This is a genomic window from Rhizobacter sp. OV335, from assembly GCF_900142965.1.
In the GTDB taxonomy this organism is placed as follows: Bacteria; Pseudomonadota; Gammaproteobacteria; order Burkholderiales; family Burkholderiaceae_C; genus Rhizobacter.
Map to the genome: position 1 here is coordinate 87,344 of NZ_FRCQ01000028.1, position 16,837 is coordinate 104,180.

Below are 16,837 nucleotides of genomic sequence, written 5' to 3' on the forward strand. Positions count from 1 at the left end.
TGAGCCAGGCATCCCCCTTGTGGTGTCATTCGCCTTCCGCGGCGCATGGGGGACACGATGGCCGAGACGAACCCTGTCGGAGAAAAACCATCCCCACCCGCGGACTGGCTGGAGCAGGCCTGCAATGCGCGGCGTGTCGATGACTTCACGATCCATTGCGCGCGCCCTGAATCGGCCAACGACGGTGACGCCGCGGAGGGCGATTCGTTCACACGCTATTTCAAGCAGCGCGAAGGCCCGGCGGCGTTGGACGCGCAGGGCAAGCCGCAACGCAAGACCTCCTATGACTTCTCGATCGACGTCGGAACCACCCCGGCGCGCGTGCACGTCTGCAGTTGCAGCGAGGGGCAGGAATGGAGTGCGACCGTGCGCTGGGATACGCCCAAGGCATTGAAACGCGAGGAGCATGCGGGCCAGCTCGAGTTGGAGACGAACTGGAGGGCGCGCGCCAGCTACTCGGGAGAGAAGGTCAATGAGGAATGGGTGAAGAACGCGAATCTCTTCTCCTTCTCCGAGACGGTCGAGGTCCTGACCAGGGCGTTCGGCAAGTCGCTGAGCGGACATGCGCGAGGCTTCCTGCTCGTCACCGGGGGCACCGGCAGCGGCAAGTCGCAGATATCGCGCGGCCTCGTGCACGAGTACCTGTCGCACCTTTCGCGCAAGGGGCGGCATCCGCATGTGCTGACGCACGAGGACCCGATCGAGAAGAGGCTGTTCGAACCGCTCGCATCGCAGGCGCGGATGCCGGATGAGCGCGACATGGCCAGCAGCCGCGCGTGGATCGACTACACACCACGCCAGCTCCGCAAGGACACAGGCTCGCTCGACGAGACCCTGCAGTCCGCGCTGCGCCAGAAGCCCGCCGTGGTCTATGTCGGCGAGGTGCGCAAACCGGATGAATTGAGGCAATGCATCGAGTTCGGCGGTACCGGACACTTCATCATCGCGACGGCCCATGCCGGCAGCCTCGTCGAGTCCGTCGAGAAGGTGCTGAGTGCGTGCGAAGCGCGCGAACCGGGCACACGCGCGCTGTGGGTGCCCAAGCTGCTCGGCATCGTCCATCTGCAAAGCGTGTCGGTGCGATTGCCGGATGACAAGCGCTACGGCAGCGCAGCCGGCCACGAGCTGTCGGGCATCCTGCCGGCGCTGTACCGCAACAACTCCCAGGGACGGCAGATGCTGATCGCCGACGGCCTGGCATCGCTGCTGCCGCACGCGCCGAGGGACTGCGCAGCTGCGACGGGAACGCTGGGCCGCAAGTTCTTCGCGCGCGAGCTGTCCAACATCGCCGTGGCGAAGATCGACGGTGCGGACGATGTCCAGGCGACATGGCAAGCGATCCGCGACTACAACAAATCGCAGGGCCTGCTCCTGGCGGCGCAGAAGAGAGATCTCTATGGCGAATGATGTTGCCACCGACGCCGAGGGGATCGCGCCGCTGCCGTTCGGCATTCCCATGCTCGACGAGTTGTTCGGACTGAACGATGAACACGACCTGCTGTTCCCGAAGGACAGCAATGCTCAGGTCGCCAAGCCGGCCTACCTCGCGAAGCCGACATCGCTCGCGATCGTCGGCCAGGACGGGACAGGGAAATCGATCTTCGCGCTGCACCTTGCATCAACCTACATGGCGATGCATGGACGCTGGCTTGCCGTCACGAACAAGAGGGGCGCCGTGGCACCGCCGCGCGTGTTCTACCTGTCCAGCGATCTCGGGTTCCGCGTGGCTGAACGGGCGTGGAGCGAGTTCGGGCTCGACAACCCGTGGCGCCACCATCGTCCTTTCATCCGGCACGCGGAGCGCCAGTTTCGCCGCAAGCTGACGCAGCCGGGTCGTGAGAGCGATGCCGTCAGGATCGACCTCGTCCAGACCGTCGCGACGATGGACGACCTGGAGGGCAAGGACGGACAGGTCTCGGTGACCGGCTTCATCGAGGGCGAGCCCGGCAAGCCGGCGCGGCAGGCCGTCGCCTTCCTCGATCTCTGCGAATTCACCACCGGCGACGACTGGCTGTTCGCCACCCGCCTGGTGTCCAGCATCGAGCGGCAGCCGCAGGCCGCACCGAACCTGCTGATCATCGATTCGGTGGAGGGATTCGAGACGCTGGTCGGAGAGCAGAATGCCTTCGGCGAGCGCATGTCGCGACGGGCACGGATCGCGCAGCTGGTGCGCGCGTCGGCGGGCGGCTGGCACGTCGTCATGCTCGTCGAGGAACCCGAGAACGGCAAACGCCATCCCGAGGAGTACATCGCGGATTCGGTGCTGCACCTGCGCCGGCACAGTCGTGGCGAGATGGTGCGCCGGCTGCTCGAAATCGAGAAATGCCGCGGCCGCAGTTTCGCCAGCGGCGAGCATCCTTACGAGATCCGGTCGGGCCGAGGCACGTCGACGGGCCAATGGGAAAATCCGGACGACCCGCGCGCCAAGACGCACAGCGCGTTCGGGCTGAAGCGAGAGGCGACGCCCTATGTGCAGATCTTCGCGTCATTGAACTACCTGAGCCGCAAGTTCTCGGCCAACGTGCCGCGCCCCGAGGACGAGAACCGTCGCCAGGCGGACAAACGCATCGAGTTCGGGATCCGGTTCCTCGATGACCTGCTCGCACCGTCGCTGCCGTCTCCCGGCGCGAAGCGCAGTGGAGGAGGTGGCATCGCGGCCGGCTCGATCGCCTCCTTGATCGGCGACGGCGGAACGCACAAGGAGGAGCTCGCAGCCTGCTACCTGCTCCATCAGTTCGCGCAGTTTTCGGGCGCGGTCGCGCAGGCGGTGCAGATCGCGACGTCCTGGACGGCGAAGCGCCGGTCGCACGCTGCCGACGCCGCAGGCTTGCGGGACCTGTCGTTCGTCCATCACGTGCGAATGCAGGGGCATCCCCGGCTCGGCGACCGATGGCTCGAGACACTGCCGCACCTGGAAGGGCTCATCGAGAACGTGACCAAGGGCGGCTACAGGCTGAAGCGGGAAATGGGCGAAGACGTGCGTGCCGACCGCCCGACGGCGGTGTGCGAGGGCGACCTGTTGCCGTACAAGACGCGCTGGGACGAGTTCGCGTTCTACGACGAGGACGACCACGCGACGGGAATCGACGACCAGCTGGTCGCGGCCATGTCGCTGCTGCGACTGTCCGGCGCACTGCTGACGCCTGTCGTGTACGTCACCACGCGCGACGTGGACAGCAGCCAGTTCTCCTGGAGCATCGTCAAGGCCCAGGAGAAAGATCTGCGCAAGGCCCTGACGGGATTCGAGTCGATCCCCTTCGAGGTCCTGATCTGGCAGCTGAGGCGGATCATCGAACGATTCGTGATCGTGCGCCGCATCGACAGTGTCGACCTCACGGCGCCGCAGCTGTGGCAGATCGTCGACAGCTGCGTCCAGCAGGGGCTCGATCTCGTCGGTCGCGAGGAGCCGCGGCGCGCCGAGGTCATCGGCTTCAAGGGCGCGGGCGAGGTGCGGGTGGTGATCAGCGACCTGCGCCACATCCGGGACATCCTCCCCGATGTCGCGGCGGACCCGCTGTTCCTGTCGGTGCTCGTCTTTCGGCTGCGCCGGCTCGGCGTCACGGCGCTGCTCGTCGACACGGATCACGGCCGGCCGGACATGCTCCTGCAGCCCGGCAGCCTCGCATTGCGCGCGATGGTCGACCTGCAGATCCTCACCTGGCGCGTGCCCTTCTTCGGCGAGGAACGCGTCGCGATCGCGGTGAGCCCGCGCCAGGGCGACCGCGACCACGGCGTCATCCGCGAACTGGTCTCCCGGCGGCCCGATCCTGCGCCGCCCGACGCGACGACGATCGCCAGGGTACCGGCGCGCGGCATGCTGCCGGCCGACGTCCACGTCGACCCGCACTTCGAGCTCTACGCGGATGTCGAGCGCGGCAATCCACAGCCCGTACCGCTGCTCATCTCGCTGTGGGGCGAGACGGAGGCGTTCCGGCGCTATGCCACCCAGGAGAACGAACTGTTCCGGCGGTTGTTCACCGGCGTCGACGACCCCGCCTGCGTCGTCAAGGCCCATGACACCGCGAGCTATTCCGCCCTGCGCGATTTCGCCCACCTGATGGTGGACACCCGATTGCCGTACACCCATGTCTTCGTGGTGGACGGCTTCTGGGCGCTGAAGAAGCGGGCCTCCTTGCGCCCCCAGGCAGACTATTTGTTTGAATCGCTGGAGTCTGACGCGACCGGCGAGGCTGCCCGCGCCGCGCGCGCGAATGGCGCGGGCCACGAGCCCGATGCCGACCCGCACGCACATCGATATTCCGCCGGGTCCGACGTCTATGGCCTGTTCGCGCGCGTTCCGAAGCCGGATGGCAGCAAGCAGTCGCTGCGATCCCGGGCCGAGTCGTTCCAGCAACTCGATGGCACAGGCCAGCCGCTCTACCGCAGCCGCATTCCGTTGATCGAGGGTGCCGACCGCGTGCCCTTCACCTGGGATTTCGCGTTCCTCATCTGCGACGAGGACAAATGGAATCGCCGAAGCGCACTGAAGCTGGACGCGGGCCTCCTGTGCGAGTGGGGCCGCGAACGACCCCTGTCCCACGTCGGCGATGTCTGGAAGGGCCTGCACAGGCTCAAGAGCGACGACACCTCGACCCAGGCGATCCAGCGCTCGCCGTGGCCGAATGACGCGTCCGCGCCCGTGGTGCCGTGGCGAGCCTTCATCGGTGCGTGCCGCGTCGTCGCCGATGCCGAACGCAACGGCCGTGATCGCGCGCCGGTGGCGCTGGACATCGCCGGTGCGTCGCTGGCCTCGACGGTGAGCCTGTTGTTCGAGATCTGGATTTCGGAGATCGTCCGGGACGCGAACCGGATACTGGCACTGTCCGAACGCGCCACGTGCACGGCGGCGTCGCTCGACAAGCTGGACCAGGCCAGGCAGTGGGCCGAAGAGGCGCTGTCGAACGTCAAGTGCCTGTCGATGGAGTTCTTCTCCGGGCTGAAGGCGGAAGATCGCGATCCCGACAGCCAGGGTCCGTTCAATCGCCTGCTGCAGTTCATCCAGGGCAGCGAGACACGCCGTTCGATGGAGAACCGCTTCCATGTCGACGGGGAGCGCCAACCGCTGGAGGTGGCGTGTCCCCCGTGCCCTCCCCTGCCTCCGCCGCGCGATGAGGGCGAACCGGAGGCCGGGATACTCCACTGGGAATCCAGTTGGGAGGAGGCATGGCGCGCGCTGCTGCTGCAGCTCGAATTCGGCGATGGCTATGCGCTCCAGCTCTACAAGGCCTGGCTGCTGCTGTCCGACGCGCTCGACATGCCCCGCATGCGCGATCACTGCGAGGTCGACCACATGCCGGCGCAGCCACGCGAGGAGCCGGATGCGGTGGCGACCCGCCACTACTACACGACCGCCTGCGACGAGACGAGGCGCATCGCCGAAGCCAATCGCGAGAGCGTGAATCCGCGTCGCCTGATGCCGGTGCGGATGCCAGGGCACTTCACTATGCGTGGTGACTGGTTCCTCGCCGTGGCGCGCGGCAGCCGCTCGAATCGGCTGGCCGACATGGCCCTGGACCTGCTCACCAGCCGCCGCGCCAACCGCACGCGGTTGGAGATGGGCCTGGGGCTGCCGACACGCGACCTGTTGCACGGCGAGGCCCTCGGCCACATCCGCACCGGTCTCACCGTGTCGCCGAACGGCGACCACATGCATGTCTCCTACGGCAAGCTGCTGTGGCTCGGAGGCGAGTACGCGCTGCCGGCGCCTGCGCCGGGCCCTGACAACGGCAAGCCCTGGTACGAACTGGCCAGCGCGGCCGGGACGGCAGGTCACACCGAGCCGGCAAGCACGCTCGACCCGTTCGGCACCGAGTCGTTCTTCTGGTTGTTCCGATCGGGCTTCGACCACTACTACAGGTACGACCCGCTGATGCGCAACTGGGTGGCCCGGCTCGTCGCATGGACGGCCGGATTCGACGAGCACGAGCTCCAGAGTCCCGGCACGCTGCGCGGCTGCAGCGCCTACGACAAGCTGTCGCGCGGCAGCTTTCCCCACGATGCAGCGATCTCGCCGAAGCGCTTCGCTCCTCGGCTCGAAGGGCTTCGCCTGGAGCTCGGAGGCCTGACGGCGGATCCGGTCGCGGGATCGCCGGTCGTGGCGGCGGAAGACCGCTGATCGGACGCGATCCGCTTTGCGGCAGGCTCACAACGAGGGTCCGAAAGTCGGCAGGCCGGACGGGCTCAGGCTTTCTCTTGGCGAATAGAGGTCAGCCCATGAAAGCTGCTCATCGACAAATTCATCCAGTTCCGACTCGTCGAGGAACGAGATCAACGCTCCCAGCTTCACCTGTCCCCGGCAAAGCGCCAATGCAGCCAGGATCACTCGCACGGTCAGAGGGTCGTCTTGTAGAGGCAAATCATTCAACGCGAGGCGCTGCATCCCGCGAATTGCCATGAAGTAGTCGTCGGCCACCCAGCCCGGCAGAGCCGGGTTCGATGTCCTATGCCGCTCGATTTCGATCGTGGAAACCAGCGCATAGAAATTCCAGGATCGCTGGCCCGACTTGGCAGCGATCTCGACAAGGTGCGGTACGGCCGCATACGAAGCCTCTCCCACATCACCCTGATGATGAAGTTCACTCCAGAGTTCGTCCCAAGTGTCGTGACCCTGCCCAAGCTTTGAAAGAGCAGCCGATGGATCGTATGGCACTCGATAGCCACCGCGCAGCGCGGCCCACTTCGTGTCGAACAGAGGCAGCATTCAGTGCGTCCTTGGTCAAAGGCGGTCACTCAAACTTGACGTTGAGCCGTTCGAAAACGGTCGTTGCCGAAAACCCGCTCCTGGCCGTCATCGGTCTACGGCTCCCCATGGAAGACGACATGACGTCACGCCTTCCCGCGTGCTTCCTTCTTCGCTTTTCGCGTCTCCTCGGCCAGGATGCCGGCTGCCCGCCAGTGCACGAACTCGTCCGGCGTCTCGAGCGTGACGCGGCCCCAGGCGCCGCTTCGGAAGTCGTTCAATGCTACCTCAGCGGCCTTCTGCATGTTCACGCGGCCACCGGGCAGCAGGCCGCCGCGCTTGCGGCCCACTTCGGCCAGCAATGCCTCGTCGGTCATCGCCGAGAAGCCGGCAAGCTTGTAGCGCGCCACCAATCGGTCCGCGTAGCGATGGCGCACGCGAGCCAGCAGCGCCATCGCTACCTCTTCCTCGTCATAAGCATTGCGGCCGATGCCGCCGCTCGCCGCCAGGTTGTACCCACCCTGCGCGGTGAGGATTCGCGGCCACAGCATGCCCGGTGTGTCAAACAGGAAAAAGTCGTTGGCCAGCAGGATCTTCTGCTCCAGCTTGGTGATGCCCGGCTCGTCGCCCGTCTTGGCTGTGCGCTGGCCGCTGAGTGTGTTGACCAGCGTCGACTTGCCCACGTTGGGAATACCGCAAATCAACACCCGCACCGGCTTGACCATGCCGCCGCGATGCGGGGCAAGCGCCCGGCACACCGCGATCAGCGCACGCGCCGGCGCGGTGGTGCTGGCGTCCAGCCCCAGCGAACGGGTGCCGGGCAACGCCTGGTAATGCGCCAGCCAAAGCTCGGAGATCTCCGGATCTGCGAGGTCCTGCTTGTTCAATACCTTCAGCGCAGGCTTGCCTGCCGTCAGTTCGGCCAGCAAGGGATTGGTGCTCGAGCCCGGTAGCCGTGCGTCGAGCAACTCGATCACCACGTCGATCTCCGGCAGGCGATCGGCGATGGCCTTGCGGGTCGTGTGCATGTGGCCTGGGAACCACTGGATGGTCATGGAAGTGCTGCTTTCTGTTCTCGCGGATGGCCGCATCGGGAGGGCGCAGGGCGATCGTCACCGATCGTATCCCGGGGTTTTCTTTGCCCCTGCCTGAAGGTCGATATCGATGCTACCGTCGTCGGCGCTCCAATCCGAACTTCGTCAGGCAATGATGAGGGCAGCATCGGCAGGCCGACATTCACGGCAGGCTGGTGCGCAGCGGCGCGGGGCCGAGGAACTTCACACCTAGATCGTGGAAGTCGAGATGACAGCGCGCCCTCAACTGGGTTTGCGGAAGCGGTAAATGATGCGGTCAGTCTTTCCGCGAATCGCGGGATCGAGCGACAGCTTCGAATGATCGTCGGCGGGGTTGCGCAGCAGATCGGACTCGGCTTCGAGCTTAAACCCCGCGCGCTCGAAATCCGCGCGGAGCACCGCCGGGTCGATGCGGTGGAGCTTTCTGACGACCGCGCGTGTGTCGCCGCCGGGCGCGGCGACATGATCGACGACGCCGACAATCCCGCCTGGCTTGGTCGCCGCGAAGATTTTGGCGAGGAACGCGTGCGGGTCCATCCGCGGAAACTGGAACTGTTCGTTCTCCCAATAGGTGTCGTGATAGACGAGGTGCATTAGCACAAAGTCGAAGCTCGCAGGGTCGAGCGTCAGATCGGCGGCGGTGCTCGAGATCAGGCGGGCACTGGGAACGCGCGCGATCAGGCTGGCAAAGTTCTTCTTGCCTGCATCGTCGAGCAGATTGGCGGGCTCCCACGCGACCACCGCACCCTTGGGACCAACCGCGCGGCCCATGATCTCGGCGTAATAGCCGACGCGCGTGAATGGGGCCGTGGTCCCGGTGAACAGGTCGAGCGCGCGGTCGCCCTGTTCAAGCCCGAGAAACTTCAGCACCTCGACGGGCTTGCGGCTTTCGTCGAGCGCGACCGCCTCGGCCGGCCTCCCGGGAGCGGCGACGGCCGCCCGCACATCGGCGGGAGCGGCTTGGACTGTCGCCATAGCCCGTGGCGCGGCGAGTATCAGCGAGAGCAGGAGCGGCTTCAGAATACGCATTTAGTTTTCTCCGATGGTGACGGTCACTGGAAGACGAAAGCGCCCACCGGACTCAGTCCGGAATGATGACCTTGTAGATCTTCCCGGGCTTGAGCCCATTTGCCCAAGCCCGATGAATGCCACTTCCATGTCCATCTCCTTATGCGTCGACCAGATTGGCAACGTGCGCGACGAGGCCGGTTTGGCCCGGCGCAACATGGTCGGCCATGGTGTGGCGATCGGGGAAGTCGCCGCCGTTTTGCGAACGGAAGGGAATCGGCTTGTCAATGAATAGCCCGGCAAGACGCACACGCCATGCTGCCTTGATCGCGTCCATTTCCTCCGACGTGGAAACGGGACCCGCGCCATAGACCGCGTGTGTCGGGAGCACGTCCATGCCGGGGTAGAACAGTGCGCCGTGGGTGAGCGGAAAGAGGAGTTGATCGATCGGGCCGTTGATGCCGCGCGGACCATAGTCGGCGGCCGGCCCACCCGCCATAACATTTACCAGCGCCCGCTTGCCCTTCAGGATGCCGTCGCCAAAGCGATATTCATTGGTGCCGTTCTTGTACCCGTAGGCGAAGCCAAAGGCATAGACACGATCGATCCAGCCTTTCAGGATGGCCGGCAAGCCGTACCACCAGAGCGGAAACTGCAGGATCACCGCATCGACAGCGAGCAGCTTCGCCTGCTCCGCGGCGACATCCGCTGTCTGCTGGCCGGTTGCATAGGCATGACCTGATTCCATGATGTACGAAAGCCGCTCAGGATTAGTCCTGCTCGGAAAGTCCTCTGCATCGAAGACGGCCTTCCAGCGCATGCCATAGAGGTCAGACTGAATGACTTCGTGCCCCTGAGCGGTAAGGGCTTCGATCGAGACGTCGACCAGTTGGCGCGTCAGCGAGGTCGGCTCCGGGTGGGCGTAGACGATGAGAACTTTTTTGGCCACGGTGCGGCTCTCCAAGCGGTTTGCAATGGCTGCATCGTGGTCTTTGTCGCTGTATATGTGAAATCGATTGTGTTCTACCCTACTATCCACGCGATGGATAATGGACGCCTCGATCTCAATTTGCTGCTGACTCTTGAAGCCCTCCTGGCCGAGCGGAATGTGACAAAGGCGGCCGCGCGACTTCACCTGAGTCAGCCAGCAGTGAGCGCACAGTTGAGCCGCCTTCGGGATGTGTTCGACGACCCCCTGCTTATCCCGGCCCACCGCGGGATGACGCCTACGGCCAAGGCGCTCGACCTACTCGGCCCGCTGCGAGAAGCGCTAGATCAACTGCGAATTACCTTCCATTCCCACAAAGACTTCTCGCCGACGCGAGGGAAGCTGACAGTCACGGTTGCGTGCACGGACTACGTGCAGGCTGCGGTCCTGATGCCGTTCGCGGTGGCGTTGAGGGAGCGCGCGCCTGGGGTGCGCCTCGCCATTCGCCATTGGGACCCTGCTTCGATGGAGCAACAGCTAAGTCGTGGCGAGATCGACTTGGCTATCACCACGCCCGACCCCAGTCAGGTGCATCTGCGAACCTGCCACCTATTCACAGAGACCTACGTCCTCATCGGTCGACGAGATCATCCAAGTCTCAGGCCCGGGCTTACGGCCGAAGAGTTCGCGAAACTGGAACATGTAATCGTTTCACCGTCGGGCGGCGCCTTCACGACGCCGATCGACGAGGCGCTGGCAGCGCTTGGGCATAAACGCCAAGTCGTTATGTCGGCAGCGTCCTTCCTCTTTGTCCCCGAGATCGTTTCGTCTAGCGATCTTGTCGCCCTTGTGCCGAGGCGGCAACTACGAGGGCAGGCGGACCGTCTCGTCTTGGTCGATATCCCTTGGCTTTCGGAGCAGTTCGACATCAGCTTGATATGGCACGAACGCACCCATGGACACGCTGGCCATCGCTGGATTCGGGATCTAGTTGTCGAGGTCGCTGCTGACGAAGGCAAAGGCGTGCGCATGCCGGATTTAGCCCGAGCAGGCAGGGCGACCAAGGCCGCCGCTCGGGGTCGGACGTAGCCGGCCACCGCTGGGCAGAGCGAACGTCGGCCTCCGGTCGCTGAATCCCTCGAAGCCGATGTCGGCTCCGGGTCGATAGCTCCGCTTCGCGGCTCGCGACAGCAGCCATTCGACCAGGTCAGCGCCGCCATGGCAGCCCCATCCGCTCGCGCGTTGCTGAACGACCGATCCGGCGCGTTGCGGAGGACTCGCCGCGAGGTGCGACGAAGGTCTCCTCTCGGTCAGAGCTGTCGTTCAGCCGCCGTCCCTGACCGACCGCAACCAGTCTGCTGCGGTCGGTCGGCTCAAGATACGCGCACTCTCAATCTCAAGCCATCGAGCTCTGAGCAGCCGCCTTAAACCGGATGAGTGCGTTGCCTCGGATTGCCCAATCCTGAGCGCCCTGCGGCCTCGTCGGCGTCGGCGCCCTCGCGGAATACTTCGAGCCACAATGCGTCCTTTCCAGCCTGCTTGGCCAGGTACATCAAACCGTCCGCTGCATGCAGCATCTCGACAATTGGACGGTCCGCCACAGCGAACCAGGCCACGCCCACGCTTGCCGTCACTCCTGGGAAAACGCCTAGATCCCGTCGCAGGGTTGCGGATATGCGCCGATCGGCATGCGCAGCGGCGTCCGCGTCGATTTCCGGGAGCAGGAGAAGGATGCGCATATCTTCTCGAAGCCGCGGTTCAAGGAAGTCTCCGTCCTGTACGGCTACCTGGCGAAGCAGTTCACGATCTTTGGGCAACACATCCACGTCGGCTGCGCATCGGGCGACGACGCGATGTTCCTGCTGCATTCCCTGAACCGCTATGTGCCGCACTTCATCGCCCTGGCCGCATCGTCGCCGTTCGTTCAGCGCAAGGACACGCTGTTCAACTCCGCAAGGCTGAACTCTGTCTTTGCCTTCCCGCTCAGCGGGAGAGCGCCCTTCACGCTGAGCTGGGACGACTTCGCCCACGGCTATTTCGCGCGCATGTCGAGCGCGCCGCAGCGTTGGCTGGCTACCTGCAGTGCCTCTGCGCCATGCTTCTCGAACACGCGGAACCAGATCCCGCGGAGAACGACTACCTCGTCTACAACTACAACCGCTTCCAGGCCTGCCGATTCGGGCTGGACGGCCTCGTAGTCCATCCGAAGACCTATGAATCGATACCACTTCGAGATGACATCCTGACCCCATCGATCGCTTGGCGGCCCGGCCGGGCCAGGGCATCTCCGTTGCGCTGGATCACGTCAGACGGGTCTGCTCCGGTGGGAGCGATGCCAGCTACTTGCGTCGGCAGTACGAGAGCCGCGGCAGCTCGGAAGGCATGGTTGACGCCGCGATCTCGCGCTTTCGTGACGCAGCAAACGATTGAAGCAATCGCTGGCCGTTGTCGGCCGTAGACGCGGGGTCACGCCCCGGTGACACGCCGACGCACAACCTGCCCGATCGACAGGCCTTGCCCCAGGATCGAAAACACCACCACGCAATAGGTCAGGGCCAGGATGGTGTCTCGATGCGGTCCTGCCGGCAATGACAAGGCCAGCGCAACAGAGATGCCGCCGCGCAGGCCACCCCACGTGAGGACCCACCCGGAACCCTTCGGAAGTTTGAATACTCCGGGGAGTGCAGCTACGGGAAGGCCCACCGTCAAAGCCCGCGCCAGCAGCGTGACGACGACGGCCACCGCCGCGGCGGTGAAGATGCTGGCCGAGAAACTGATCAGCAGCACCTCCATGCCCATCAGCACGAAAAGCACGGCGTTGAGGATCTCGTCGATCAGCTCCCAGAAAAGATCGACATAGTGGCGAGTGGTGTCCGACATGGCGAGCGCCCGCCCGCCATTGCCGATCATCAGGCCGACCACCACCATGGCGAGCGGCCCCGAGACGTGCAGCCGGCTGGCCACGGCGTATCCGCCGGTGACGGCCGCCAGCGTCAGCAACACCTCCACCTGATAGTTGTCGACACTTCGCAGCAGGCGAAACGTGACGTAGCCGAGCACCAGGCCGAAGACGATGCCCCCGCCCGCCTCTCGCAGCAACAGCGTCAAACCCTGCGCGGCAGTCGGCGAGCTGCCACTGACAAGCATGCCCAGCAACAGTGAGAAGATGACGACGCCAACGCCGTCGTTGAACAGAGACTCGCCCGCGATCACCAATTCAAGGTTCTTCGGTGCACCGGCCGTCTTCAGGATTCCCATCACGGCAATAGGATCGGTCGGCGAAATCAGCGCACCGAACAGCAGACAGTAGATCAAGGGGAGGTCCAGCCCGACCCACGGCAGCGCCACCCAGGCACCGAACCCGACGGCCAGCGTTGACAGCAACGTCCCGAGTACCGCCAGCATGCCCACCTGCCAGCGGTACGCCCGCAACTCAGCCAAGTCCACGTGCAGTGCGCCAGCGAACAGGAGCAGGGACAGCATGCCCTGCATGAGCACGTTCGAGAAATCGATCGAGCGAAGCAGAGATTCCTCGTACACCCGCAAGTCGTGACCGATGCCCAAGGCGTCCAGGCCAACCAGTGCCAGTGACATGAGGAGCGCGGCCATCATCACGCCGATGGTGATGGGCAGCCCGATGAACCGATGGTTCAGGTAGGCCAGCAAGGCGGTCAGAACCAGGCAAGCAGAGGCAATCTCAAGCATTGATCAAGGTGCAAGAAGCAGTGAGCGCGAAATACCTTGGAGGCTACATCAAGGTATCGGCGTCACGGCTTTCGCCCTCGGTTCTTGCGCCAAACCGCCACGAGGATGAGTCCGTACGACAAAAGCCTCACGAGGTAGTGCACCGGACGATCTTCGCTCCATGCAGAGGTGATGCCCATGTGGATCCGGTTGCCGGCTTCCAGCCAGAACGACAACATCAGGAACAGGAAGAACGAATCCCCACTGCTGCGCCAATAGCGCAGAAAGAAGGTACCGATGGCAAAGGAGGTTACCGCGATGCCGCCGAGCAGCAGTTGATTCATGACGAGGGCCTCACTCTCCGCTTTCCATGATCAGGCTGCACAGCAGCAGGATCAACGCGCTAAAGGCAACCGCCAGGCGCAGCGTCGACAGGTCCACCGAGGTGAAAAACACTCTGTCGAGCACCAGCAGGATGTTGTTCGCAGTGAGCCCGACGAAACAGACACCGCTCCACATCAGCAGACGGAATCGGCTGCGGAAGTAGGCCCTGAGCAGAAGTACTGCGCACAAGCAGGAGGTCATCGCGCACAACCCGTAGATCAGTTTCTCCACGCATCAGTCCTTTCGCAACCTGAAGGCATCGGCGAACCGATGAGCATTCCTTGTCGCCGCATCGTGAATCAGATTGGAGATGGCGATCACGTCGGAAGGGTAGGCCGCAGCGAGATCTCGCAGTGCCGCATGCAGGCTCTCGTCGCGTGGCTGAAACCGATACTTGGGAGACACATCGGTATTGCTGATCAGAATGCCGGCGGCGCCTCTTCTGAGATCACGGCTTGTTCTGTGTGAGACGGCGTCGGGCGAAAAGGCCACCTGAATGTTTGTCCGATGTACTCCAACCGGATGCTCTGAGGACCTCTGTAAGGTTCGCGCGAGCCCAGCGACCAAGGCCGGCAAACGCAGGAGGCATCCGCCGCCGGGTTTGCGATTGAACCTCTCAACCCATCCCAGGAGATGAACATGCTGAACCTGAAATCCGGTCTTGCCCTCGCGACCACCGCCGCCGCCCTGTTCTCGATGGGCACCGTGGCAACCAGCGTCTACGCTGCCGACGACGGCGGAGTCAAATGCGCTGGCGTCAACAGCTGCAAAGGCACATCGGAATGCAAGACGGCCAAGAGCGAATGCAAGGGTCACAACAGCTGCAAGGGTCAGGGCTGGGTCGGCAAGAAGACGGCCGCCGAGTGCATGAGCGCCGGGGGCACGGTCCTGAAGTAAGCCCGTCGGTCCGATCGCGCGTGCATGGCGGTTCCGGCAAAGGGCAATCGAATGACCACTCGACTGTGGGACAGGCGAGCCACCCTGCGAGCACTCGGAGCGGCCGGTACGCTGATCGGCGCTCCGGCTGCCATGCTGGGGCAGTCTCTGAGCCCTGAGCTGGTCTACGAGGCGCTTCGCCAAGGACGGGGCGAGTCGCTGAACGTCCCGGGAGGCAAGCTGATGCTTGTGCTGAATGCCCAGGGTGCGGGCCCGGAGTGGGTTGCGAACGTGCACCAGTGGGTCCTTCGCGCAGTCACTGCCGTTTCAGCCTATTTCGGGAGATTCCCTGTGGATCGGGCCGGCCTGCTGATTCGCGCGGTGCCTGGCTCCGGGGTGCGCGGTGGCGTGAGCTACGGATTCGATTCGTCTGCCGTCAAAGTCGACGTCGGAATAGAGTCCCAGCCAAGTGACCTGCGGGACGACTGGGTGCTGACGCATGAGTTCGTTCACCTTGGCTTCCCGAGCCTCAGGAGACAGCACGTCTGGATCGAGGAAGGCTCAGCGACTTATGTGGAGCCGATAGCCCGCGTTCAGGCGGGGCAGTTGAGTGCCACTCGGATGTGGCAAGACGTGTTTGCCGACCTGCCCAAAGGACTCCCAGCGCCGGGCGACAACGGGCTCGACAACACACACACGTGGGCTCGCACCTACTGGGGCGGGGCCCTCTTCTGCTTGCTCGCCGATGTGGAGTTGCGACGCGAAACAGAGGGGCGCCATGGACTCCAGACGGCGCTGCGCGCCATCCGCGACAACAGTCGGGGCAACGTCGCGTTCTGGACCATCGAACAGACGCTGGCGATCGGCGACGGCGCCACGGGACGCCCTGTGCTGATGAACCTCTATCGAAAGATGGCACCGACCGCCATGGACGTCGACCTCGCCGGCCTGATGGCACAGCTGGGCGTCCACGGGGCGCCCGGAAAGGCCGTCGAGCTGGACGACTCAGCGCCGCTCGCAAGCGTGCGACGCGCCATCACTTCAGTGCGCTGACCAGCTGATCGAGCCCCTGCACCACCAGGCCGGGCCGTTGCCCCAGTTCTTCAAAGGTGCCGGCGCCCCTCTTGACCCAGCATGTTGAGAAGCCATAGTGGCCTGCGCCGGTCACATCCCATGCGTTGGACGACACGAAGAGGATGGAAGGCCTCGGCACGGCCAGCGCACGCTCGCCCAGCTCATACACGCGCGGGTCCGGCTTGAAAACCTGCGCCACCTCGACGCTGATCAAATGGGCGAACGGGTCATGAATGCCTGCATGCCGCACCACAGCTTCGATCGAGCGTCCCGACCCGTTTGAAACAATGGCCAGCGGCAGCCCAAGATCGTTGAGTGCATGCAGGGCAGCCGGCACTTCGGGAAACGCACGCAACCGAAAATAGGCCTCGCACAGTTCGGCGCGACGGTCATTGTCCAACGCCAGGCCAAGGTGATGGGCGGTGTAGACCAGACTGTCTTCGGTCGCATTCTCGAAGCTCGTGTACTGACCCATCAGGCTGCGCAGCCACGTGTACTCCAGCTGCTTTTGTCGCCAGAGCAAGCTGATCTCGCGACCGCGTCCGGGATAGAAGCCTTCACACGTATCGGCCACCGAATGCACGTCACAGAGCGTTCCATAGAGATCGAACGCGATGGCACGGATGTCGTTCATGAACACTCCTCAGGCAGACGCAATTCTGCCGCCATGTCGTGCACTGCGAGCGCCAGCTCTCTTTGGCCAAACGGTGCACGCATCTTCCGCGCTTCAACCCATCCACCAGCCCTCGGCACCCGCACCGCTAGGTTTGGCGCGGATTGTCGGGGAGTTCAGCGTATTTTCGCGTAGGCGAAAATGGGGTGGTGGTGCCTCGGGTCGGAATCGCCAAGCTAGCGTCGGCGCAGGTTGCAGCGTCATGTGCGGGATTGGAGCGGGAATTGAGACAGAACGAGATCACTTCAGAGGATGTCTTCGCCTGGCTTCAGGCAGAGTATCCGCAGGTGAGGTCTGGGCGCTGGAAGGACGCCACGCTTCTGGCTCTAACGCTGCCTTCGAGGCGAGAAGGGTTCCCGCGCGATTTCGTCGCTATGGTCCGCGAGCAGAGATTGATTCCTGACGGCTACGTTGTCAGCCGAGATGAACGCTTCCTGCACTTTTTCGAGATCGAGATC

At 64.1% G+C, this 16,837-nt stretch carries 16 protein-coding genes; 7 read left to right on the forward strand and 9 right to left on the reverse strand.

The window, feature by feature from the left end:
* Nucleotides 1-57: 57 nt before the first annotated feature.
* Both BUE42_RS24610 and BUE42_RS24615 read left to right on the forward strand, forming a co-directional pair.
* Nucleotides 58-1,407 (forward strand): ATPase, T2SS/T4P/T4SS family, encoded by a 1,350-nt coding sequence (locus BUE42_RS24610; RefSeq protein WP_159445494.1) that lies wholly within the window; start codon nt 58-60, stop codon nt 1,405-1,407.
* Nucleotides 1,397-6,115, forward strand: a complete 4,719-nt coding sequence (locus BUE42_RS24615) for an RAD55 family ATPase (RefSeq protein ID WP_073467934.1) — start codon at nt 1,397-1,399, stop codon at nt 6,113-6,115. The genes BUE42_RS24610 and BUE42_RS24615 overlap by 11 nt, the downstream gene beginning before the upstream one ends.
* Before the next feature lie 27 nt (nt 6,116-6,142).
* On the opposite strand, the gene BUE42_RS24620 is transcribed toward BUE42_RS24615, so the two are convergent.
* The 4 genes from BUE42_RS24620 to BUE42_RS24635 form a co-directional block, all read right to left on the reverse strand.
* Entirely contained in the window at nt 6,143-6,700 is a 558-nt protein-coding gene (locus tag BUE42_RS24620) for a hypothetical protein (protein ID WP_143171730.1), read from the reverse strand.
* Between the two features lie 125 nt (nt 6,701-6,825).
* Nucleotides 6,826-7,734, reverse strand: coding sequence for a ribosome biogenesis GTPase YlqF (gene ylqF / locus BUE42_RS24625; RefSeq protein ID WP_073467936.1), 909 nt, complete (start codon nt 7,732-7,734; stop codon nt 6,826-6,828).
* Nucleotides 7,735-7,995: 261 nt separating this feature from the next.
* Nucleotides 7,996-8,781 (reverse strand): class I SAM-dependent methyltransferase, encoded by a 786-nt coding sequence (locus BUE42_RS24630; protein WP_073467937.1) that lies wholly within the window; start codon nt 8,779-8,781, stop codon nt 7,996-7,998.
* Nucleotides 8,782-8,920: 139 nt separating this feature from the next.
* Nucleotides 8,921-9,709 carry an NAD(P)H-dependent oxidoreductase gene (locus BUE42_RS24635; RefSeq protein WP_073467948.1) on the reverse strand — a complete coding sequence of 263 codons (789 nt, stop codon included), beginning with the start codon at nt 9,707-9,709 and terminating at the stop codon, nt 8,921-8,923.
* Here BUE42_RS24635 and BUE42_RS24640 point away from each other — a divergent pair.
* Complete coding sequence (locus BUE42_RS24640; RefSeq protein WP_235002582.1) at nt 9,677-10,777, forward strand: LysR family transcriptional regulator; 1,101 nt, start codon at nt 9,677-9,679, stop codon at nt 10,775-10,777. The genes BUE42_RS24635 and BUE42_RS24640 overlap by 33 nt on opposite strands.
* Nucleotides 10,778-11,376: 599 nt before the next feature.
* Nucleotides 11,377-11,886 carry a glutamate-cysteine ligase family protein gene (locus BUE42_RS24645; RefSeq protein ID WP_073467939.1) on the forward strand — a complete coding sequence of 170 codons (510 nt, stop codon included), beginning with the start codon at nt 11,377-11,379 and terminating at the stop codon, nt 11,884-11,886.
* 268 nt (nt 11,887-12,154) lie between these two features.
* On the opposite strand, the gene BUE42_RS24650 is transcribed toward BUE42_RS24645, so the two are convergent.
* The 4 genes from BUE42_RS24650 to BUE42_RS32575 all read right to left on the reverse strand — a co-directional run bounded on the left by BUE42_RS24650 (nt 12,155) and on the right by BUE42_RS32575 (nt 14,248).
* Nucleotides 12,155-13,393, reverse strand: a complete 1,239-nt coding sequence (locus BUE42_RS24650) for a cation:proton antiporter (protein WP_073467940.1) — start codon at nt 13,391-13,393, stop codon at nt 12,155-12,157.
* A gap of 62 nt (nt 13,394-13,455) precedes the next feature.
* Nucleotides 13,456-13,716, reverse strand: coding sequence for a DUF5985 family protein (locus tag BUE42_RS24655; RefSeq protein ID WP_073467941.1), 261 nt, complete (start codon nt 13,714-13,716; stop codon nt 13,456-13,458).
* Nucleotides 13,717-13,726: 10 nt separating this feature from the next.
* A complete protein-coding gene (locus BUE42_RS24660) occupies nt 13,727-13,987 on the reverse strand; it encodes a DUF5985 family protein (protein ID WP_143171732.1) in 261 nt (86 codons plus the stop codon).
* A gap of 3 nt (nt 13,988-13,990) precedes the next feature.
* Nucleotides 13,991-14,248: a hypothetical protein gene (locus BUE42_RS32575; protein WP_143171733.1), complete on the reverse strand. Its 258-nt coding sequence runs from the start codon at nt 14,246-14,248 to the stop codon at nt 13,991-13,993.
* 147 nt (nt 14,249-14,395) lie between these two features.
* On the opposite strand from BUE42_RS32575, the gene BUE42_RS24665 reads away from it, so the two are divergent.
* The gene (locus tag BUE42_RS24665) at nt 14,396-14,653 is read left to right on the forward strand and encodes a BufA2 family periplasmic bufferin-type metallophore (protein WP_073467950.1); all 258 of its coding nucleotides are present in this window, start codon (nt 14,396-14,398) and stop codon (nt 14,651-14,653) included.
* A 51-nt stretch (nt 14,654-14,704) separates the two neighbouring features.
* Nucleotides 14,705-15,685: a hypothetical protein gene (locus BUE42_RS24670; RefSeq protein WP_073467942.1), complete on the forward strand. Its 981-nt coding sequence runs from the start codon at nt 14,705-14,707 to the stop codon at nt 15,683-15,685.
* Here the strand turns inward: BUE42_RS24670 and BUE42_RS24675 are convergent.
* The gene (locus tag BUE42_RS24675) at nt 15,669-16,340 is read right to left on the reverse strand and encodes a haloacid dehalogenase type II (protein WP_073467943.1); all 672 of its coding nucleotides are present in this window, start codon (nt 16,338-16,340) and stop codon (nt 15,669-15,671) included. The genes BUE42_RS24670 and BUE42_RS24675 overlap by 17 nt on opposite strands.
* A 263-nt stretch (nt 16,341-16,603) precedes the next feature.
* Between BUE42_RS24675 and BUE42_RS33915 the strand changes: the two genes are divergently transcribed.
* Nucleotides 16,604-16,837: hypothetical protein (locus BUE42_RS33915; protein ID WP_235002584.1), on the forward strand; the 234-nt coding region annotated here is incomplete at its 3' end.